Origin of the sequence: Halobacillus sp. B23F22_1 (assembly GCF_043497005.1) — a bacterium.
Classification (GTDB): domain Bacteria; phylum Bacillota; class Bacilli; order Bacillales; family Halobacillaceae; genus Halobacillus_A.
On sequence record NZ_JBIEKE010000001.1, the window covers coordinates 399,151 to 421,075 of the forward strand.

Genomic DNA, 21,925 nt, shown 5'->3' on the forward strand with positions numbered 1-21,925 from the left:
GGAAGAATCATGAAAAGCTTTTTGCAGAAGTTAGGAAAGTCACTGCTCATTCCAATTGTTGCTTTGCCAATTGCTGGTCTTTTAATGCGTTTGACGGCTGAAGATATGCTCGATATTCCCCTTTATCAGGCCGCGGGCGTTATTTTAGCACAAATGGATGCTCTTATTGCGATTGGGATTGCAATGGGACTCGCTAAAACAAAAGATAAAGGAATACCTGCACTTACTGGATTTCTCTCAATCACTGTTTTAAAAGAAGGACTTGAAATAATAAATTCGGATTTAGACATGAGTGTGTTTGGGGGTGTCCTGGCAGGTTTGCTGGCTGCTTATATTTACAACAAGTTTAAGGATGCAAAGCTGCCAAGTATGTTTGCTTTCTTCAGTGGAGAAAAATTTCCAATTACGATGATTATTTTTACGATGATCCCTGTATCTGGATTAATGGCTCTTATATGGCCGTATGCAGAAGCGGGAATTAATACCTTTAGTCAAACGTTGGTAGGTTTAGGGGCATTTGGTGTATTCATATTCGGCTTCTTAAATCGATTCTTACTGCCATTTGGATTACACCACGTTCTTAATACGTATGCCTACTTTGGATTAGGGGAGTATGAAACGGCCTCAGGTGAAGTGGTCACTGGGGAAATTACACGCTTTTTAAGCGGAGACCCCACAGCTGGTTATTTTATAGGTGGTTTCTTTATAACCATGTTGTTTGGTATTCCAGCCATCGCTTTAGCGATTACTAAAGCTGCTAAAAGGAAAAAACAAGAGACAAAAACATTGATGTCTTCAGGAGCGGCAACTTCTTTTGTAACGGGAATTACTGAACCAATTGAATTTACGTTCCTATTCACTTCTCCTTTACTATACTTCTTACACTCTATTTATACAGGATTAGCTGGGGCCGTGCTTTATCTATTGCATATAAGACATGGCTTCTCATGGGGAGCAGGAGTCATCGACTATGTCGTGAATTTAAATCTTTCGGATGGAGGACTCCTCATCATTCCAGTCGGACTTGCATTCTTTGCACTCTACTACTTTACGTTCTATTTCATTATCGTGAAAAAGGACATTCCTTTAATTGGCAGGGAAGAAGAAATTGATTTCGATCAGGAAGCTAGCGAAGAAGAGAAAGAATTAAAGCTTTCTCACTCCAACCATGAGTATATGGCTAAGAAAATCCTTCAGTATATTGGAGGAAAAGACAATGTGACAACGAATGATCACTGTATGACGAGACTGCGGTTAGAGTTGAAAGATACAACGATTGTAGATATGGAAAAGATTAAACAAACAGGTGCTCACGGAGTTATTAAAATCGATCAGCACAACATTCAAATCATTATTGGTTCTGAAGCAACTACCGTGAAGAAAGAGTTAGATAAATTTTTAGGTGAATAAAATCCCCCCACAACTGAAGGAGTTGTGGGGGATTTTTTAGCCTTCGTTATTTAATTCTTTGTCTGTCGGCATAATAATTGCCGCGACGATATAAACAAGCAAGAGAAATCCGCTGCTTAAAAATATTCCTACTGCATACAATATTCTTAACAAACTTGAATCAATATCATACAGCTCACTAATTCCACCTAACGTACCTGTCAGCATTTTGTTACTTGTTGATTTGTAAAGTTTCTTCTTCAATCCATTCCTCTCCTTTTTATCTAAGGTGTTTTGAAAAAACAATCATATCAAGTGCTTGAATGCCATTTTCATAAATAGGCTCAGGATAATGTGAGAAAAATCCTTTTCTTATGGCATTCATTCGAAATCCGCATTTTTGATAGAAGGCAATATTGTTTAAGTTGGAATTTGCTGTCCCTACTATAATTTCACGTAATTCCCGTTTTTGAAACATCGTAAATGCTTCAAGTAGGACTTTACGTCCCAAACCTTTCCCTTGTTTTTCTGGATAAATCGCGATATTTTTAATTTCAACAACATTATTTTGGGGGAATACAAATAAACATACGCCTGCCAATTGATCTTGATCGATGATTTCATACATTTCCCCTTCATTTATGTACCCTGATACAATTTCATCATTTTCATCCGCGAGCAGAAGTAACGGGAGGTAGTCGTTTCGATTATAAATGGGGTTCATGTACGCCATAATATTAAGCTCCTTTGTATTCTTTTTATGTTATTCTTTTTACGGTCATTCATTCGAAAAGGTTTCGTTCATGTTACAATTTTTATAAGTTTGAGCGGAGAGGAGAGATTCCATGCAACGTAAATTATCGATTACTGGATGGATTTTATTTCTAATAGGGGTAGGTTTGTGGCTGTTAAATATCGAAGTTGCTTTTGATGAAGCGGACTCCGTCTTAATTGGTTTAGGAGCCATACTTCTTTTATTCTCAGGAATAATGAAGTTTAAAGATCAACAATCTTAAATCTCCTCTTCAGATAAGTGATAACTAAACGACGCAGGGATGAGGCTTAATACAGCCCACCCCTGTATTAGAAAGAAACGTGGGAGGTCAGCAACGCCACACCTCAGTTTGTTACGTATTATTTCCTCCTTTCGTACATAAATAAACCGGTCAGGAACGATTATTCTATTCATTCTTTTTAATTTGAAATACGATTCTATCCTGTACGACAAGGGTAATAAAGCCAATTCGTATCGTGGATAACATGGACTCCCCTATGTGATCCCATTTAATTATTATGATACATTTTATAGAAAACTCCTCTCAAAAATAATGAAAGAATTTACATTAATAAAAAATTTCCTTTCTGTATTGTCTCTCATAATAGAATCTATTTTGCTGGGGTGGGCAATGTATGATTTAAATTAGTTATTTCTTCCTGTACATATTGAATGATAACCTTTTGTATTATGGAAACGCTAAAGGTAACAATTCTCGCTTTCTTATATAAAGAAGAAACAAAAGCTTGTTATAGTTTTTATAGGGATTATGATACTATGAGGGAGATTAGAATATATAAAATGGCCGGTGTTTTTAGAAAAAGGAGAAGTGAAACCGAAATGGCACAGCAGGAAGAAATACATGATTTGATCGGCGTAGGAGTAGGACCTTTTAATCTAAGCCTTGCCGCTTTATTAGACGAAATAGATGACGTCAACAGTCTGTTTTTTGAACAAAAAGAACAATTTGACTGGCATCCAGGAATGTTAATTGAAGGAACCAAGCTGCAGGTCCCTTTTTTAGCGGACCTGGTTACGATGGCCGATCCTACAAATAAGCATAGTTTTTTAAATTACATTAGTAAAAATGACCGAATGTATCAGTTCTATTTTCTGCAGAGGCTCGATATTCCCCGTCGTGAATACAATGACTATTGTCAATGGGTGTCTAAACATTTAAGCAGCTGTCAATTTGGTCATCGAGTCTCAAACATCCGCCATGTGAAAGAAGAAGAGACTTATTTTGAAGTGACGGTGGAAAACGTAAAAACAAACGAAATAAATGTTTATAAGACCAGGCATATGGTTATGGGGACCGGAAGCGTTCCTGTAATGCCTAAGTCTTTTCAGAACTTATCAGAAGATGATGTTTTCCATACAGCTGATTACGTACCCAAACAAGAACGCTGTCGCAAAGCTGAATCAGTAACTGTTGTCGGTTCTGGTCAAAGTGCCGCTGAGGCGTTTAGAGAGTTGTTAAAAGAACAACGGGAATGTGGCTTTAGACTTGATTGGATCACGCGATCGGCAAGCTTTGAATCCATGGAGGAATCAAAACTGAGTCTTGAACATTTCTCTCCCGACTACGTAAAATATTTCTATCAGCTTCCACAGAAAGATAAGGACGAGATTTTTGCCAATCAAGGATTGTATTACAAAGGAATCAGTAATCATACCATTGAAGATATCTATAACTTGCTCTACGAATACTCCGTTGGAAACGAACAGTTAAACGTTGGTCTTCAGGTGCTTAGTGAGGTTCGAGGCATAGAGCCGAAAAGCGAAGGTAACGGTTATGTACTTGATTGTTTTCATTGGCAGAAAAAAGAATCATACCAGCATGAGTCTGAAGTGGTTATTACAGCTACGGGCTATAAGCCGTACGTTCCTGAATTCATTCATTATCTCAGTGACTTTCTCGAGTGGGATGATGAAGGGCGATATAAAGTAGAAGCAGATTACCGATTGAAAAAAACCGAAAATGTTGAAAATGAAATTTATGTGCATAGTGGAATTTCCCACACCCATGGTGTAGGTTCAACGAATTTAGGGTTAGCCGTTCATCGGAATAAGGTAATTATCAATCATTTACTTGGACGCGAAGTATACAAGCTACCTGAGAAAAGTATTTTTCAATCTTTCGATATTGAATAAACGTAAAATATGCTGGGTTAAAACTAAATAAAGTATAAAATAATCCGAACGATCCTATTGAAATCAGTTCGGATTGTTTATATTACATCGAATGTACGCCGCTCCGTCAAAACACTCCGCTTTCCTGCGGGATCATTAACTCGTGCTGTTCCCACAGGAGTCAACGTATCTTGACTACGCTAATTATCTGCGTTTATACGAGCGCTCGTCCGCGGAAAGGAAGGGCCAAAACCACTGAAGAACTGAGGGTCGATTAGAGGATTGTGAAGAATTTAATTTCCGCACAGACCGTTTTTCTTCTAATGTTTTAAGAGATTTGCGACTTCTATTCCTTCATAAGTTAATGATTCGTTTCACTTAGACTGTGGCCATTGCACGTTGTAACATACGAATGGTTTTTTAGATTGATCTCTGTTGATGTCACGATAAGCGATTCGTGAGGCTCTTTAAGATTAGATAAGACTTACTCAGTGGCCTCAAGACCTTAATTCCTGGCGGCAAGATAAAAAGCTTGCGGATCTTCATAAGTTGACCAGCTCTTAATGAGCTGGTTTTTTTGTATACATAAAATGGCCGCTCGTTAGTAATTGATCCAAACGGTAAACGACTGAGATCTCCTCTACAAATATTCATAAAAAATTCCCGGAATTTTTGTAAACGCTTACTAACTGTATTTAATCATACTTTCATAATTAAAATCTTCCTATATAGATTAAAACTTTTCCCTTAGCTGTTGACAGATTTTATTACACGAGTAATAATAGCATAAATATACGTTATATATAATAAATATACATACACAAAAATGAGGTGAATGAAGGTTGGAAATTGGAATTGTCGGAGCCACTGGGTATGGCGGTGTAGAGCTGTTTCGGCTGCTGAACGGCCACCCGGAAGTAAAAACTATTAAACTATATTCTTCCACACAAAGCGGAGAATTCTTTCAGGAAATATACAGTCATGTGAATAATGAAGAGTACTTATTAGAAGATCTTGTACCAGACCAAATGAAAGAGCAGCTGGATATCATATTCCTTGCAACGCCTGCAGGGGTTTCCAGTGAACTCACCTCTCAGCTTGCAGGAGGGAAAGGGAAAGTTATTGATCTTTCCGGTGACCTTCGCCTAAAGGATCGCGAGGCGTACGCAAATTGGTATAAAAACGAGGCCGCGCCAGAAGAGGTCATCGAACAATCGGTGTACGGCCTGCCAGAGTGGAATAAGAAAGAAATACAGTCGGCAGAAATTATTGCTAATCCCGGGTGCTATCCTACAGCTACGCTCATAGGTTTAGGGCCTGTATTTCAAAAGCAAATGGCTGATTCATCACGAATTATTATCGATGCAAAATCAGGTGTCTCCGGTGCAGGAAAAAAAGCAAGCCCAGTGACACACTTTGCTAACACCCAAGAGAATTTCCGAATTTATAAAGTGAATCAGCACCAGCATATTCCGGAAATTGAACAGCAGCTGCTTCATTGGGATGCAGCCACGGAGCCTGTTACTTTTTCTACACATCTTGTACCGATGACCCGTGGCATTATGTCAACCATTTACGTTGATTTAAAAGTCTCTTATTCATTAGAGGAATTGGTTCATTTATATCAACAGACTTATCAAGATAAGCCGTTCGTAAGAGTACGAAAAGCTGGAGAATTTCCATGCACGAGAGATGTATATGCTTCGAATTACTGTGATATTGGCTTAGCACTCGATGAAAGAACCGGCCGACTTACAATTGTTGCCGTAATTGATAATTTAATGAAGGGTGCAGCAAGCCAGGCGGTACAAAATATGAATTTAGTACTTGGGTTAAATGAAACAACAGGACTTACCCACATTTCATTATACCCATAAGTAGAGGAAAGGGAGAGAGCGATTGATTCAATTAACGGACGCGCACAAGATAGTGAAGGTAGAGGATGGAACCATTACGTCGCCTAAAGGTTTTGTAGCAGGAGGTCTGCACTGCGGTCTGCGACGTTCAAAAAAAGATTTTGGATTATTAATGAGTGTTCAGCCCGCCTCAGCCGCGGCCGTTTACACCCAAAGTCATTTTCAAGCACCTCCATTGAAAGTTACCCAGGAAAGTATAGCTTCAACTCAAAAGTTACAGGCATTAGTGGTTAATAGTGCCATTGCTAATGCTTGCACAGGTGAAGAGGGTTTAGTAAATGCCTATAAAATGAGGTCTTTAATTGCAGAACGCTACGTCATACCTGAAGACTATGTAGCAGTTGCTTCAACTGGAGTCATAGGACAGCAGCTCGAAATGGAAAAAATCGAGCGTGGATCTATGAATGTACACCCATCAAAAGAAGGCGATCATGATTTTCAGCAAGCTATATTAACAACAGATACATGTGAAAAATCAGCATGCTACCAGCTTGAAGTCGACGGAAAAACCGTAACAGTCGCTGGAGCGGCAAAAGGGTCGGGGATGATCCATCCAAATATGGCTACTATGCTCGGTTTTATTACGACGGATGCAAAGATTGAGTCGGAACATTTACAAAACGCTTTAAGTCAGTCCATAGAAAAATCCTTTAACCAAATAACTGTAGATGGTGAAACTTCAACAAATGATACGGTGTTAACTATGGCTAATGGAACGGTAGATCACCAGGTTTTGACACCTGAACATCCACAATGGGAAGCTTTTCAAAAAACGCTTCAGCTCGTATGTGAAGATTTAGCAAAAAAAATTGCTAAAGATGGGGAAGGTGCTACAAAGTTAATTGAAGTTAACGTTACAGGCGCATTATCGGATGAAGATGCGCGAACTGTTGCTAAGAAAGTTGTAGGGTCCAACTTAGTGAAAACTGCGGTTTATGGTGTGGATGCGAACTGGGGAAGGATTGTTGGGGCTGTTGGTCATAGTGATGCTCAAGTAAGCGCTGAAAATTGTGACATTTATATTGAAAGCCAGCTCGTATTTAGTAAGGGAACACCTTGTGTTTTTTCAGAAGATCAGGCGATTGAAGATATGAGTAAAGAGACCGTAATGATCCACATAGCGCTTAATGAAGGAGCAGGGTCAGGAACGGCATGGGGGTGTGATTTAACATATGACTATGTCAAAATCAATGCAAGCTACCGAACGTAATCATAAACCTGTTCTTGTCATAAAGCTTGGCGGCAGCATGATTGATAAAATTTCAGAAAGCTTTTATAAAAGTTTCTGTAAACTAACGAAGCATTATCAATGTGTAGTGGTGCATGGCGGAGGACCGGCCATCACCTCCTTACTGGATGATTTAAATATAAAAGGGGAATTTTTTGAAGGTCTTAGAAAAACGACAGCTGAGACACTTGAAGTCGTAACGATGACATTAGGCGGTACAGTAAGTGCTCAAGTGACCTCAGCTTTTACAAAACAGGGTGTTCCTTGTGTAGGGCTCAAGGGATCCGATGGCGGACTGCTGAAGGCTAGGTTTATTAATAAAGAAAAGCTTGGATTTGTAGGAGACATCGAAGAAGTAAACGTAAGCCTTATTCAGCAAATTATTCAACAAAATTATATTCCAGTCATTGCTCCGTTAGCAACGACAGTGGAAGATCAAATGGTTAATGTGAATGCCGATGTTGCCGCCGCTGCTGTAGCCAGCGCACTTAAAGCAGAAAAGCTGCTCTATGTCACCGATGTGCCTGGAATATTACATGAAGGCGAAATTATTTCTCGAACGACTCCTGAAGAAATTCAGCAGCTTATAGCAGACGGGGTAATATACGGAGGAATGATTCCGAAGGTGAAATCCGCAGTTAATGCTTTATCTTCACATTTAAATGAAGTGCTTATTGTAAGTGGAGAACAATCATTAGTCCAGGGAAACGTCATAAAAGGGACAACGATCTATCAAGATGTGAAGGAAGGTGTCGTCAAATGAGTATTTTTCCAACATATAATCGTTTTCCCCTCACCATTGAGTCGGGAGAAGGCACAGTCGTTACTGATCATGAAGGAAATCAATATTTAGACTTTGTTTCAGGTATCGCAGTATGTAACTTAGGACACCGTCCTCCTGCAGTAGAAGAAGCGGTTAAAGAACAGCTGGGCAAAGTGTGGCATGTGTCGAATTTATACGAGATTCCACTTCAACAAGAAGCAGCCGGACTTCTTACTGGAGTGACAAATCTAGATTATGCTTTCTTTTGTAATAGCGGGGCTGAAGCAAACGAAGCGGCAATAAAGCTTGCCCGCAAGCATACAGAAAAAGAAAAAATTCTTACGTTTAAACAGTCGTTCCACGGCCGAACCTTTGCCACGATGAGCGCAACGGGACAGGAAAAAGTACAACAGGGGTTTGGGACTCTGCTTCCCACTTTCGAATACTTGCCTTATAACGATGCTGAGGCAGTGTCACAAGTCGATGGTCAAGACATAGCTGCCATTATGGTAGAAGTGATTCAAGGAGAAGGCGGTGTCATTGAAGGAACTAAGCTTTTTTTACAGGCTGTACAAAATAAATGTAATGAGATAGGTGCTTTGTTGATTATTGATGAAGTGCAAACTGGCATCGGCCGAACAGGAAAACCATTTGGCTATCAGCATTTTGAGTTAGATCCGGATATTGTAACTTCAGCGAAAGGGCTGGGGAGTGGTTTTCCTGTCGGTGCTATGCTTGGAAAAGCTGAACTCGCTGAGACATTTACAGCTGGTTCTCACGGATCTACATTTGGTGGTAATCCGTTAGCTTCTGCAGCGGTGAAAGCGACTCTTCAAACGGTTTTCCCCGAGCAATTCTTACAAGAAGTACAGGATAAAAGTGACTATTTCAATGAATTGCTTGAGTCTAAGCTGCTGCCTTTGAAAGGCGTTAAAGAAATTAGAGGAAAAGGCCTTATGATAGGTGTTGAGCTGAATCAGGAAGCGATAAACCTTATTCATAAGCTGCGTGGAAAAGGTCTGTTAGCTGTACTTGCTGGTCCTCATGTTATTCGTCTGCTTCCACCATTAAACGTAACGAGTGAAGAATTAGACAAAGCAGTATCCATTCTTGAAGATGTACTTCAGTTAGAGAAAGCGAATCAATTGTAATTCAAATGCTTTGTCGGGGAAGAGTGCGATCGGCCCTGCAAAGTATTTTTACGCAAACATATGTATAAAAATACTGAATAATTAATAAAAATACGGCGAGGTGTAGAAGATGCAGGGGTTCTTAACTTTACAAGAAGGTCAGAGCTTTCAAGGAGAGGCTTCTGACCACTGGGAGACACCGGTAGAGGGAGAGGTTGTTTTCTTTACAGGTATGACAGGCTATCAAGAGGTTTTAACAGACCCTTCCTATAAAGGGCAGATCGTTGTGTTTACCTATCCATTAATTGGTAACTATGGAATCAATGAAGATGATTTTGAAAGTGAAAAGCCGCAGGTAAGCGGAGTGGTCATGATGCAATGTGCGGAGACAGCTTATCATTACCAGGCGACCACTTCTTTAAAAGATTATTTGAATAAGTGGAACGTCCCGTTCTTAACGGAAGTGGATACGAGAGAAGTTACGAAGTCTATTCGCAGTGAAGGCACGTGCCAGGCAGTACTAGGCCACCAAGCGCTAAAACCGTCAGATACAAAAACAGTTGGTCAGATTTATCAGGCGTCAAAACAGAAAGGGGCTGCTTATGGTGAGGGGGCTCGTCATATTGCAGTGATCGATTTTGGTTATAAAGGGTCAATTGTGGATCAGCTCGTAGAAAAAGGGGTGCGAGTTTCAGTCGTTCCTTTTACGAATGTGCATAAGGTTCACGAGCTAAATCCAGATGGGGTCGTCTTATCGAATGGACCAGGCGACCCTAAAGACGCGACAAAATTCTTATCTGAGATAAAAGGAGTACTCGAGCAGTATCCGTCGTTAGGTATTTGCTTTGGTCATCAAGTGATTGCATTAGCCTATGGAGCAGATACGAAGAAGCTTACTTTTGGACATCGCGGGGCAAACCATCCTGTAAAAGATGTTCAAACAGGACGGGTGTTTATCACCTCCCAAAATCATAACTATGTCGTAGATGATGCGAGTTTAGAAAATACCGTGCTGGAAGTAAGTTTTAGTCACGTGAATGACGGGTCAGTAGAAGGATTAATGCATCCGTCTAAACCAATTCTATCGGCTCAGTTTCACCCTGAAGCCAGTCCAGGACCAGAAGATGCCTTATGGTTATTTGATGAATTCTTCACAAGTCTGAACAAAAAGAAAGGAGTGCAGATGTATGCCTAAGAAAGTTCTTGTTATAGGATCAGGACCAATCGTCATTGGTCAAGCAGCAGAATTTGATTATTCGGGCACACAAGGCTGCCTTGCACTCAAAGAAGAAGGGCATGAAGTTGTACTCGTTAATAACAATCCTGCGACCATCATGACAGATAATGAAATCGCCGATAAGGTGTACTGTGAACCATTAACGGTGCAAAGCGTCGAAGCCATTATAAAAAAAGAAAAGCCCGATTCTGTTTTGGCAGGTCTTGGCGGTCAGACTGGACTGAACTTAGCCGTAGAAATGAATAAGCATGATTTGTTTGCAAAATATGATCTTGAGCTCCTTGGAACGAGTGTCCAATCGATCCAACAAGGAGAAGATCGAGAGCTGTTCCGTGAACTAATGGATGAATTGCAGCAGCCCGTGCCGGAAAGTGAAGTCATTGCCAGTGTGGAAGAAGCATTGAACTTTACCGCTAAATTTGGTTATCCCGTCATCAGCCGTCCGGCTTATACATTAGGGGGCCGAGGAGGCGGTATTGTTGATAATGAGGAAGAGTTAACAGAATTGGTTGCGAACGGACTTAAGGCAAGTCCAATTGGCCAGGTCATCCTTGAGAAAAGCATCGCCGGATTTAAAGAAGTAGAGTATGAAGTAATGCGTGATGTAAATGGCACATGCATCAGTGTTTGTAATATGGAAAACTTTGATCCCGTTGGGGTGCACACAGGAGATTCAATCGTAGTCGCTCCGTCTCAGACGCTTACGGATCAGGAATATCAAATGCTAAGAACCGCGGCCTTTACGATCATTTCAGCTCTCGATGTTATCGGCGGCTGTAACGTGCAGCTTGCGCTCGATCCCCATAGTAAAAAATATTACGTCATTGAAGTGAACCCGCGAGTCAGCCGGTCTTCCGCGCTGGCATCTAAAGCGACAGGTTATCCAATCGCTAAAATGGCGACGAAGCTGGCGCTTGGCTTTCAATTAGATGAACTAATCAACCCATTAACAGGAACAACATATGCGAGCTTCGAGCCAGCCCTGGACTACGTTGTCGTAAAGTTCCCGAGGTGGCCGTTTGACAAGTTCTCTAATGCTGATCGTAAACTAGGGACGAAAATGAAAGCAACAGGTGAAGTCATGGCAATTGATCGCACGCTCGAAGGAGCTTTCCAAAAGGCTGTAGCCTCCCTTGATCAAACCATTCCTGAAATCCCTGAAGAGCAATTTGAAGAACACTTAACCAAGCCCACAGATTTAAGATATTTCACAATTGTAGAGATGTTGAAGCAGGGGAATACGATAAAAGAAATTCATGAAAAAACAGCGATTGATTTATTTTTCTTGCAGGTTGTTGCGAATCTCGTGCAGATGGAGCAGCAGATTAAAACGCAGGATCTAGATGCAAAAGTATTGAAAACTTCTAAAATTCAAGGTTTCACTGATAAGAAGATTGCCGAGCTTAAAGATATAAGTGAAACTGAAGTGAAGCAAATGCGAAATCAATTAGGTGTTAAGCCGAGTTACAAAATGGTGGATACATGTGCAGCGGAATTTGAAGCGGCAACGAACTATGTGTATACCACTTATTCAGGAACGAACGAAATCGAGCCGCTTTCTGCAAATAAAAAAGCGTTAATAGTTGGCTCTGGCCCCATTCGAATAGGCCAGGGTGTTGAGTTCGATTACAGTGCAGTAAAAGCCATACAAAGTCTGCAGAAGCTGGGATGGACCACGGTGATGATCAACAACAACCCAGAAACCGTGAGCACTGACTATACGACAGCAGACCGTCTATATTTTGATCCGATTAATAAAGAGGTCATTGAATCCATTGTTGAGCATGAAGATATTGATCTCGTCTTTACTCAATTTGGAGGGCAAACAGCGATTAATATTGCAGATGAATTAAGTGAAGCAGGGATCCCTCTCGCTGGAGTAGATGTAGATACCATTGCTCAACTTGAAGATCGGGAACAATTTTACTCTGTATTACAAAGCATAGATGTACCGCACATTCCAGGGGAAATGTGCCATACGATGAGCGAAGCGCTTGAAGCAGCAAGTTCATATGAGTATCCGCTGCTTTGCCGTCCATCGTACGTCATTGGCGGCCAGGGTATGGTAAAGGTAGAAAATGAACAGCAATTAAAATCAGCTCTAGAGGAAACAGATGAGCGGCACTATCCAATAGTCCTCGATCAGTTTATGACGGGAAGCGAAGCGGAAATTGATCTTGTTGCGGATGGAGAGAACGTATTTATTCCGGAAATCATGGAGCATGTAGAGCCGGCAGGCGTTCACTCAGGTGACAGCATGGCACTTTTCCCGGCTCAAAACCTCCCACCTGCTGTTAAAGCTACTCTTAGGGATTATGCACAAAAAATTGTACAAAAGGTGAACTATAAAGGATTAATGAACATTCAATTTTTAATATCAGAGGGAACGGTCTACGTCTTAGAAGTTAATCCGCGTGCCAGTCGTACGGTTCCAATCATTAGCAAAGTGTCTGACGTATCGATGGTCGATCTCGCTGTGAAAGTTCTTGTGACGGAGTCAGGGAACTCTCTTCAGGATGTTCCACAGCCGGTTATTCAAAAAGCAGCCGTAAAATATCCGTTATTTTCTTCTCATGCGCTTCCTGAACTCGACCATAAACTCGGTGCCAATATGCTTTCTACGGGGGAAGGAATGTGCCTTGCTGATACAGTAGAAGGAGCGATGGCTAAAGTATTTGAACATCTTCCTAATCTGTATGAGAAGGAGAATGTATGCTTAATCGAATCTAATAGCTTTGTGAAAGGAAAGTCGAGCGATTTAAATTTTATTGAATGGATTGAATTAAAAGAAGCTAAGGTTTATATGAACAATGGAAATACAGAGGAAGATTCACTAAAAAGAGTGCAAGCATTAAAAGCCGGGGTGACTGTATTTACACAAGTTACAACATTTAATGCTTACGTTGATTCACTAGCCCACAACCCTTATCAACCAACCCCGCTGCCTGGGAGTAAAGAAAAGGAGTGCGTGTAATGAACTTAATGGAAATGATGACAACTACTAACCACGCCTTAAAAGGTAAAGACGTATTGACATGGTTGGATTTTACTCAAAAGGACGTATCACAGCTGCTGGCGCAGGCACAAGATTTAAAAGAGAACCCGCACAACAGCATGTTAAGCGGAAAAACCTTAGGGATGATTTTTGAAAAATCCTCTACCCGCACACGAGTCTCCTTTGAAGTGGGAATGGTTCAGATGGGAGGGCATGCCCTGTATCTAAACAGTCGTGATATTCAAATCGGCCGCGGGGAAACGATTGCTGATACTGCCCAGGTGCTATCAGGCTACGTAGATGCAATTATGTACCGAACCACTTCCCATGAAAAGCTGGCAGAATTGGCTGAACATGCTTCAATACCAGTCATTAACGGACTTTGCGATATTTATCATCCATGTCAGGCACTAGCTGATGTATTTACGATCCTTGAGTTAAAAGGGCGTTTATGCGGTGTTAAAATTGTTTATATCGGTGATGGAAACAACGTCGCTCATTCGTTAATGATCTTATCTGCAATGATGGGGATGGAGGTTGTTGTCGCTTCTCCGAAAGGCTACGAACCGGACCCGGCGATCGTGAAAAAAGCAGAAGAGGTAGCCAAGGAGAACAGTGGATCTGTGCAAGTGGAGAATGATCCAGCTATAGCTGTCCGAGGAGCAGACGTCATTTATACAGATGTTTGGACCAGCATGGGGCAAGAAGCAGAAGCAGAAGAACGTTTAAAAGCTCTTGCTGATTATCAAGTGAATGATGACTTGCTTAAAATCGCAAAAGAGGATGTAAGCTTTTTACACTGCCTTCCTGCTCACAGAGAAGAAGAAGTGACGGCATCCGTGATCGACGGTGTTCATTCTGCAGTATTCCAGCAAGCGGAAAATAGACTGCACGTTCAAAAAGCGATCTTGCAATCTGTAATCGGGAACCCGAACTCATAACGTGCAATAGATAAATAATATGATGGAACGAGGCTGGGACCAAACTGAATAAGGCATTAAATAATCCGAACGATTTTATTTAAATCAGTTCGGTTTATTTTTGTGGCTCCGGGTACCAGGTACCGAAATCACACTTGGCACTTCACTCTTTTACAGCTTTTCGGTACCTGGTACCCTTATGCGGACTCGTTGTATTAAGAGCGTACTGGTCACTTAGTTTTACATAATTATGTCGATTAAAATCGGACGTGTATCTTTGGTCGTATCGTATGAAAAGAAAAATAGATCCAACCGTTCATTTTCCATAATTTAGGTTTTGTAAAAGCCCGAGGGGGAATGTTGGCATTGTAAGAAAAATTTGAGGAGGTTTTTAAAAGAGATGGGTATTACAGTGAGAGAAAGGTTAACCACTTCTGGCCTGGAGAGTTTACGAACGGCAGCAGTATTAGAGTTCACAGAAGAAGTGTTCGAGTCAGGTAACTTTCGGTCTTTAGAAGTTCTTACTCCTGAACAGCAGCAGCTGTTTATTGTGAATCGAAATGACCGCACCCTTACGATTCTAAGTGTTGATGCAAAGATGAATGTGACGAAAGAAACCTTGTTTATAGAACAAATCATCTCGATGAAGGAATATTTTGAGAACTACAGCCTGGTGGACAATACCGCTCCTGGAAAAATTGAAATTGTATTTATGGGAGGACGTGTACTGGAAATTGAACCCCGTCTTTCACTTTTACATGAAGAAAATTATAAAGACCCTGAAATCTCCACTCAAATGCATGAAGACTTTGAATTATTTATCGCAGCCTTAAAAAGTACAGTAATATTGTAGGCAAAGATCTAATTACGATAGGCTGAGACTAAACTAATAAAGAATAAAAACATCCGAACGATTCTAATGATATTCGTTCGGATGTTTTTTGTTATCTACCACCGCTCTGCCAAAATACTTCGGTAATGATCTGTGTTTACAAATCTTCGTTTTTAAACATCACTGCATTATTTATGTCCAAGCCTTACTTTTAAGCAATTGTATTTTAGAAGGTTATTTGGTGTTTTTGTTGAATAGTAAAAATATATACCATTCATCGTTTATTGAAGGAAAGGTGACTTCTCGTGAATTATTTGTCCTTGCAATATTTTTTAAGTCTTGCGTATCATTTAAATTTCAGCAAGGCTGCTGCAGCTTTACATATATCCCAACCAGGACTGAGCCGGCAGATCTCCATATTAGAAAAAGAACTGAATGTAAAACTGTTAAAACGTTCGACGAGAAAAGTTTCTTTAACGAGGGAAGGCGAGTTTCTCTATCAGCAGCTTGCTCCTCCTTTTAACAGCATTCAAAACAGCGTCAATGAACTACGACAAAACGGAGCTGCCGCTCAAATGACAATTAAAATAGCAACGGTACCTTCAGCAGCGAGTCACATTGTTCCGTTTTTGCTCAAAGAGTTAAAAACAAGGTTTCCTAAGCTTAGTTTTTTTATTAAAGAAACCACTTCGGTTCATGCAGCCAAATTGGTTCAAAATGGGGAGTATCATCTGGCTTTCATTCGTACCCCGATTGACATTAAAGAAACTATACAACCTCCATTACAGTGGAAAGAATTTAAAAGGAGCCAGATAAAGCTTGCCGTCTCCAGTACGCATCCTTATGCTTCATTTGGATCCGTGGCATTAGAGAGTTGTGCAGAGGAAACGTTTTTTCATTTTGATCCCGAACATTCACCAGCGCTATATTCGTTAGTGGAACATGCTTGTCTTTCAGCAGGTTTTGTCCCAAAAACGATAGGCGCAGGTCCCGAAATTTTAACACTTGCCAATTTAATGAAAGAGAATATTGGAATCACAATCCTGCCGGAAGATATGATTGAATTACTAGATGACCGTAATATCGTTGGGCTGGATTTAAAAGATATCCATTTATTCAGCTCGATCTCCTTGATTTGGCATAAAGAGAATGAGCGCCAAGTCACGGAAGAAGCTCTTTCTATACTGGAAATGGTGGAAGTGTAAACAAAACCACAGTTGCATCATGCTAGATGCAACTGTGGTTATTTTACTTTTGAAATTTTTTTGCGGGAAGGTCTTCTGGTGGTCCATTACCAGGTGTTTCTTCCGGCGGCCCATTTCCAGGACCTTTACCAGGAATATCGCCAGGAGGCCCTTTGCCAGGCTTAATCGGTTTATTTGATTCAACGACTGCACTTCCTCCTCCGCGTCTTACTTCTTCGGCAGTAGGAGTTACCTTTCCGTTATTGTGAAAGGCTATACCGGTAGCAGCACCAATTCCCTGCTCGGCAGTTACTGCGGAGAACCGATGGCCCATTGTTTCCCAGACATTTTTCATTGAATCAAACTCGTCATTCCAGTAATTCTCTTCGTATTCAGCTCTGCTGTTAAAATTGTTACGCTGACTGACTCTCGGTTCTGCAAAAGCTTCAGGGAGAGTCATGTCAAAGTCTAAATAACTTATCATTATTTGTGAAACGGTTGTGAGTATTGTGTCACTTCCCGGTGCTCCAAGTGTCAGCACAGGTTTTCCTTCATTCATTACTAAAGTCGGGGACATACTGCTTAATGAACGCATACCCGGCTTCGGATAGTTAGGGTGTGAAGCATCCTCTGTCGGAATACGTCCGTAGAGCGCATTGTTTAATAAGAAACCATGTTCTGGTACAACCATGCCGTTGCCTCCTATAGAAACAATCGTGGTTGTATAGCTTGCTATGTTTCCATCACGATCTGAGACAGAGGCATGGATAGTAGACTCATCTGCTTCTACGCTTTGTTCTCGATCTTCTGCTAATCGTTCTTGTTCTTGCTCAATATATGCTTCTTCCTCTTCAATTGTAGTGGAGGTGTTTGAAGATGATGAATTAAACGTTTGAGTCTCAGCTTCTGCTGGTTCTACGGGTTCCTCTCCATCGTCCCATTCCTCAACGGCTGCATTATCTAAAAAGAAATCAATCTCAGAGTCTGGTTCAAAGTTAATACCACTTATCAATAGTTTTCCTTCTGAATAAGAAAGTTGGTCGTTTTCTGACATAGAGTGAACGGCAAGCCACTCTTCAGGCTCCTCTTCATTTTTTTTCCAAATCCCGACTTTTAGTTGGTCTTCGTCTACTACAAAACGCAGGTTGTGCCAATCTGTAGTAAGAGGGAAATCAAAACGATCTAATGTGGAGAAGCTGGAATTTTTCGATCGAAGCAGAACAATCTCTTCTGTTTCTGTATTTATTTCAAGTCCGTATCCGTTCTCAGGAATAGAACTCCCAGACCTCCAGACATCCCCTTGAAGCCAAAGCCGTAGCCGCTGGTCGTTACCAATTTCAGAAGCTCTGAAAGACATTTTTAATTCAGGATTTTCAAAGGTATTCATGTTAGCTGTAGCACGCCCGTAGGCACTGCCTCTTCCGTCTTTTCTTTCATTTAAAGAAAGTTTTCCTGTATTATTCTTAAGGGTAAGAGAGGAATCATCTGGACTGCTCTGCGGACCTGTATCGAGTCGGTGAAACTTTTCCTTATTCCAAGCACTCCCATCTTCTCCATCGAAGTTATAGGAGAAAGCTGTTTTCTGCACGGGTTTCTCTGGCTTGCGTTTCGGGTTTTCTTCGTATGGCCATGGATTTCCCGGTGCGATCTGACCGTGAGAAGCTCTATCATCTTCGATCTTGTAATTTCTTTCTTCAGCAAATCCATTTGAAAGCATTCCTTTTGTTGGAACCTCAGCCATGTCAGGGTCCCCTATATATTCACGGCGGTCTGCAATAGAAAGGCGTGTAGCTTCCATGAAGTAATGATAGGCTTCCGTTTTTGACAAATTGCTAAGATCGTATTGGTCTAAAATATTAAATGTTTCTCCAATCGTAATACCACCGCTTGAAGACGGGGGCACACCATAGATGTCAAACTCTCCATAATCGGATTTTGTCGCTTGGTATGTTTTCGTTGTGTAATCTGCTAGATCTTCTGACGTAATATCACCTTCAATGACCTTCTCTTCTTCCCAAAGGGAACTAACTGCGGAGAAATCAGGATTCTCTACAAGAGGAGGGCTATTGATGGTGTTAATAATCTCATCTGCCAGCTGTCCTTCATAGAACGCTGTACTGCCGCCTTCTCCGATCGTACGGTATGTATCAGCCAAGTCTTCGTTCGTTAAAATATCCCCTGGTGCAGGGGGATTGTTTGCTTCATCTAAAAACAGTTCTCGTGTCGAAGAAAATAACCTGAATCGCTCCACATTTTCTTCAACTTCTCTCGCAAAATTAGCATCCACTTCAAAGCCTTCTTCAGCTATCCTTATGGCCGGGGCCAAAACTTCTTGAAGGGTCATCGTGCCAAAGGAATCTAAAGCTTCTTCCCAATTTTTTACGGTTCCAGGTACAGAAAACGCAGCGCCGCTTGAGATGCGTTGAGCTGAAGGCGCAATCAACCCAGTCTCATTATCCATAAATGTTTCCTCGTGAAAAGACTGTGGTGAAATCGAACGACTGTCGATAGCGACGGGTTCTTCTTCATCCTCCATATGAATAAGCATCATACCACCGCCTCCAATACCGCCGGAAAATGGTCGGGTTACTCCCTGAGCTGCTGCGACTGCAACTGCAGCATCAACGGCGTTTCCGCCCTTTTCAAGAATCTCCATCCCGGCAGCTGAGGCATCTGGATCTTCTGAGGCCACGGCTCCACCATATCCTGTAACCGAAGAGTCCTGGTTTTTAAATTCAGCAGCGCCTACATAGGGGGGAGAAGCTATTGTAGAGGCTAATAGAAGAAGAATTACTGAGATTGGAAATCGTTTTATGCCTTTCAATAAAAGAATCCTCCTTTTTCGTAATATTCTTACATTTTATATGTTGGATAAAAGCAGGTTAAATACAAATAAGTTATATATTTATTTACTAAACTTATATAAATTAAAAGTCTTACATCAATAGAAGTGGCGATCGGTCTGATTGAAATGATTTAAACAGTTGAAGGACTCGCAAGTAATCCTAAAGTACTGTTTATTTTTCGAATAGAAAGAAGTGGATGTAAGAAAATTCATGGTAGTATGGAAAGGAATCAGCAAATTCGGGTATTGTTTGAAAGAGTGAATATACGAGCTAAAGGGGTGTATAGTCATGAAACAAATTATTGCTCTTGGTGGGGGAGGATTCCTAACGGAGTCTGATAATATATTATTAGACCAATACATACTCGAGCAGGCGAATAAGCGTAAACCTAAGATCTGCTTTATCCCGACAGCAAGCGGTGATTCAGACGATTTCATTAAGAGATTTTATCGTACTTTTGAAAAACAACATTGCATCCCCTCCCATTTATCGTTGTTTAAACCACCAACCCGTGACTTAAAAGGATTTATTTTAGATAAGGATATTATTTATGTAGGAGGGGGCAATACAAAAAATCTTTTAGTGCTTTGGAAGGAATGGGGGTTGGATTCCATTTTAAAAAATGCGTGGAATCAAGGAATTATCCTGTCGGGTGTAAGCGCAGGTTCGATTTGCTGGTTTGAAGAAGGGGTTACGGACTCCTATGGAGATGGGCTTGAACCTCTATCATGTTTAGGGTTATTAAAAGGGAGTAACTGTCCTCATTACGACGGTGAACCTGAGAGGCGTCCGTCCTACACTACATTAGTTCATGAAGGAAAACTACAGCCTGGCATTGCAGCAGATGATGGGGCAGCTATACATTATATTGATCAGGAAATAAAGAGAATTGTAAGTTCGCGTCCTAACGCTCGGGCTTATCATGTTTCCTTTCATAAGGTAGTGAATGAAAATGAACTTCCCGTCACCTATTTAGGTAGAACATAATGAGGCTGTACCTAATTAAATTATTGTGTCAAAAACCGAAAAAATTGAATTGCGGAAAGCTAAGTATTTTGAAGGAGTGATGGTGAAAGTTCTTTCTTGAACATTAATCAACCGAACGGATTTCAATAGAATCGTTCGGATGATTGTATGCGTAATTCAGGTATATCGCAGATTTATTATGTTGGATCATTACTTTCATTCAGTGGAAGTTCAATTACAAATTCATCCTTCCCTGGATAGTCTTCAGTATCGTAATAATTATAGTTATCCATGTAGGGGGAATAGGTCTTCACATAAATTTTGTTTTCTTCTGGACTTACATGCAGTAAGCGCATATATCCTTGGCCGCCATCCGGTCCTCCTTGATAATTAGCAAATAGTTGGTGAACGCTGCGGTCTGGCATGCCGTCACCATTATCATCAATCGTGTCGACCCTTGAGGCTGTACCGTAATAGTGACCACTGAGAGTAACAGCTACATTTTCATTAGGTGTAATAACTTGTTCAAATAGTTTTTCCCCGAGTCGGCTCCGTTTTCCATTTGGTAATAAATATTGATGGAGGTTAAGAAAAGCTGTATGCTCCGGGTATTTCTGTAATACTTTATTGACCCAGTCAATTTCTTCTTGGTCAATTCCCCAGCTCATGTATATCATAATAAAATTATTGCCATTAACGTTTAATATATCATAGTGTCCTCGATTGTTTTTATACGAACCACCATAGTAAGAGTGATTCTCAAATTGGGATTGTCCAAAATACTTCGAAAATGTACTATAGTCTTTGTTTTTTAAATCGATATCATGGTTACCTGCCAACATTCCATATGGTATGTCTTCATTTTCCAGTACATTCATTGAGTCAGCGGCATGCTTCCATTGAGTTTCATCGTCCCAATTGTGGACGATATCGCCAGTATGAATGACATAAGGGATGGAAAGTTCGTTTTTCTTCTCTGCAATCCAGTTCACCATGGCTTTATAAATGTGCGGATTCCGTTTTGAGTAATACTGCGTATCTGACATCCAGACAAACGTATAGTCATCATCCGTTTGTTTCTCAAGCGGCTGGTTAACCATTTGATAGCTTCCGTTTGCTGGTTTATGAGCAGTATCCGGGAGGGAAGGGGCGGAGGCAACGTTGACCATTAAGAAATTGAAAATAAAGACAACAATACAGAGTGCAGCGGTCATCACAATTCTTGATTTCTTACCCACTTCTATCCCTCCAGTTTAAGTAGTGTTCTTGTTGTTAAATGTGGTAAGTTGCACTTCATTTTCATTTCATTGAAATAATGGAAATGCTTAATCTGTAGTTTTTCTTTTTGTAAGGTTTCTTATGCGAAGTCAGATAAATTATTAGACAGATAAGAGTTTAGGTGATCGGGGAGTTAACTGTGCGATAAGCCTTCTTGTTATTTTGGCAGGAATGTGTTCTAATAATGACTAATAAAATAATTCAAATTCTTCACTAGGGGAGCCGCAACTCGGCTGAGAAAAGCAGGAAGCTTTGACTCTTATAACCTGATCTAGATCATACTAGCGTAGGGAAGTGAAGCGGGCAGTCACTCTACATACCATTTGAAATTCT

At 40.8% G+C, this 21,925-nt stretch carries 18 protein-coding genes and 1 riboswitch; of the genes, 13 read left to right on the forward strand and 5 right to left on the reverse strand.

Annotation, left to right across the window (positions count from 1 at the left end; genetic code table 11):
* Nucleotides 1–9 precede the first annotated feature (9 nt).
* Nucleotides 10–1,410 carry a PTS transporter subunit EIIC gene (locus ACGTNH_RS02010; protein ID WP_394584664.1) on the forward strand — a complete coding sequence of 467 codons (1,401 nt, stop codon included), beginning with the start codon at nucleotides 10–12 and terminating at the stop codon, nucleotides 1,408–1,410.
* A gap of 36 nt (nucleotides 1,411–1,446) precedes the next feature.
* Here the strand turns inward: ACGTNH_RS02010 and ACGTNH_RS02015 are convergent, their stop codons facing one another.
* Nucleotides 1,447–1,653 (reverse strand): PspC domain-containing protein, encoded by a 207-nt coding sequence (locus ACGTNH_RS02015; protein WP_394584665.1) that lies wholly within the window; start codon nucleotides 1,651–1,653, stop codon nucleotides 1,447–1,449.
* Between the two features lie 16 nt (nucleotides 1,654–1,669).
* Nucleotides 1,670–2,122, reverse strand: a complete 453-nt coding sequence (locus ACGTNH_RS02020) for a GNAT family N-acetyltransferase (RefSeq protein ID WP_394584666.1) — start codon at nucleotides 2,120–2,122, stop codon at nucleotides 1,670–1,672.
* 112 nt (nucleotides 2,123–2,234) lie between these two features.
* On the opposite strand from ACGTNH_RS02020, the gene ACGTNH_RS02025 reads away from it, so the two are divergent.
* Complete coding sequence (locus ACGTNH_RS02025; protein ID WP_394584667.1) at nucleotides 2,235–2,405, forward strand: hypothetical protein; 171 nt, start codon at nucleotides 2,235–2,237, stop codon at nucleotides 2,403–2,405.
* A 165-nt stretch (nucleotides 2,406–2,570) separates the two neighbouring features.
* On the opposite strand, the gene ACGTNH_RS02030 is transcribed toward ACGTNH_RS02025, so the two are convergent.
* Nucleotides 2,571–2,651 (reverse strand): DUF2292 domain-containing protein, encoded by an 81-nt coding sequence (locus ACGTNH_RS02030; RefSeq protein ID WP_394586111.1) that lies wholly within the window; start codon nucleotides 2,649–2,651, stop codon nucleotides 2,571–2,573.
* 353 nt (nucleotides 2,652–3,004) lie between these two features.
* Here ACGTNH_RS02030 and ACGTNH_RS02035 point away from each other — a divergent pair, with 353 nt between their 5' ends.
* The 10 genes from ACGTNH_RS02035 to ACGTNH_RS02080 all read left to right on the forward strand — a co-directional run bounded on the left by ACGTNH_RS02035 (nucleotide 3,005) and on the right by ACGTNH_RS02080 (nucleotide 16,523).
* Nucleotides 3,005–4,318, forward strand: coding sequence for a lysine N(6)-hydroxylase/L-ornithine N(5)-oxygenase family protein (locus tag ACGTNH_RS02035; protein ID WP_394584668.1), 1,314 nt, complete (start codon nucleotides 3,005–3,007; stop codon nucleotides 4,316–4,318).
* An 821-nt stretch (nucleotides 4,319–5,139) separates the two neighbouring features.
* Nucleotides 5,140–6,174 (forward strand): N-acetyl-gamma-glutamyl-phosphate reductase, encoded by a 1,035-nt coding sequence (gene argC, locus ACGTNH_RS02040; protein ID WP_394584669.1) that lies wholly within the window; start codon nucleotides 5,140–5,142, stop codon nucleotides 6,172–6,174.
* Between the two features lie 22 nt (nucleotides 6,175–6,196).
* Nucleotides 6,197–7,423 carry a bifunctional ornithine acetyltransferase/N-acetylglutamate synthase gene (gene argJ / locus ACGTNH_RS02045; protein ID WP_394584670.1) on the forward strand — a complete coding sequence of 409 codons (1,227 nt, stop codon included), beginning with the start codon at nucleotides 6,197–6,199 and terminating at the stop codon, nucleotides 7,421–7,423.
* Nucleotides 7,386–8,204 carry an acetylglutamate kinase gene (argB, locus tag ACGTNH_RS02050; RefSeq protein ID WP_394584672.1) on the forward strand — a complete coding sequence of 273 codons (819 nt, stop codon included), beginning with the start codon at nucleotides 7,386–7,388 and terminating at the stop codon, nucleotides 8,202–8,204. The genes argJ and argB overlap by 38 nt, the downstream gene beginning before the upstream one ends.
* Nucleotides 8,201–9,355, forward strand: coding sequence for an acetylornithine transaminase (gene argD, locus ACGTNH_RS02055; RefSeq protein WP_394584673.1), 1,155 nt, complete (start codon nucleotides 8,201–8,203; stop codon nucleotides 9,353–9,355). The genes argB and argD overlap by 4 nt, the downstream gene beginning before the upstream one ends.
* A gap of 109 nt (nucleotides 9,356–9,464) precedes the next feature.
* Entirely contained in the window at nucleotides 9,465–10,529 is a 1,065-nt protein-coding gene (locus ACGTNH_RS02060) for a carbamoyl phosphate synthase small subunit (RefSeq protein ID WP_394584675.1), read from the forward strand.
* On the forward strand, nucleotides 10,522–13,545 hold the full coding sequence (carB, locus tag ACGTNH_RS02065) for a carbamoyl-phosphate synthase (glutamine-hydrolyzing) large subunit (protein WP_394584676.1): 3,024 nt from the start codon (nucleotides 10,522–10,524) through the stop codon (nucleotides 13,543–13,545). The genes ACGTNH_RS02060 and carB overlap by 8 nt, the downstream gene beginning before the upstream one ends.
* A 14-nt stretch (nucleotides 13,546–13,559) precedes the next feature.
* The gene (gene argF / locus ACGTNH_RS02070) at nucleotides 13,560–14,507 is read left to right on the forward strand and encodes an ornithine carbamoyltransferase (protein WP_394586113.1); all 948 of its coding nucleotides are present in this window, start codon (nucleotides 13,560–13,562) and stop codon (nucleotides 14,505–14,507) included.
* 379 nt (nucleotides 14,508–14,886) lie between these two features.
* The gene (locus ACGTNH_RS02075; RefSeq protein WP_394584677.1) at nucleotides 14,887–15,339 is read left to right on the forward strand and encodes a hypothetical protein; all 453 of its coding nucleotides are present in this window, start codon (nucleotides 14,887–14,889) and stop codon (nucleotides 15,337–15,339) included.
* A 284-nt stretch (nucleotides 15,340–15,623) separates the two neighbouring features.
* A complete protein-coding gene (locus ACGTNH_RS02080) occupies nucleotides 15,624–16,523 on the forward strand; it encodes a LysR family transcriptional regulator (protein ID WP_394584678.1) in 900 nt (299 codons plus the stop codon).
* A 43-nt stretch (nucleotides 16,524–16,566) separates the two neighbouring features.
* On the opposite strand, the gene ACGTNH_RS02085 is transcribed toward ACGTNH_RS02080, so the two are convergent.
* Nucleotides 16,567–19,326, reverse strand: coding sequence for a gamma-glutamyltransferase (locus tag ACGTNH_RS02085; RefSeq protein WP_394584680.1), 2,760 nt, complete (start codon nucleotides 19,324–19,326; stop codon nucleotides 16,567–16,569).
* Nucleotides 19,327–19,636: 310 nt separating this feature from the next.
* Here ACGTNH_RS02085 and ACGTNH_RS02090 point away from each other — a divergent pair, with 310 nt between their 5' ends.
* Nucleotides 19,637–20,335 carry a Type 1 glutamine amidotransferase-like domain-containing protein gene (locus ACGTNH_RS02090; protein ID WP_394584681.1) on the forward strand — a complete coding sequence of 233 codons (699 nt, stop codon included), beginning with the start codon at nucleotides 19,637–19,639 and terminating at the stop codon, nucleotides 20,333–20,335.
* A 176-nt stretch (nucleotides 20,336–20,511) separates the two neighbouring features.
* Here the strand turns inward: ACGTNH_RS02090 and ACGTNH_RS02095 are convergent, their stop codons facing one another.
* A complete protein-coding gene (locus tag ACGTNH_RS02095) occupies nucleotides 20,512–21,552 on the reverse strand; it encodes a metallophosphoesterase (protein WP_394584683.1) in 1,041 nt (346 codons plus the stop codon).
* A gap of 245 nt (nucleotides 21,553–21,797) precedes the next feature.
* Nucleotides 21,798–21,902: riboswitch (TPP riboswitch) on the forward strand.
* Nucleotides 21,903–21,925: the final 23 nt, after the last annotated feature.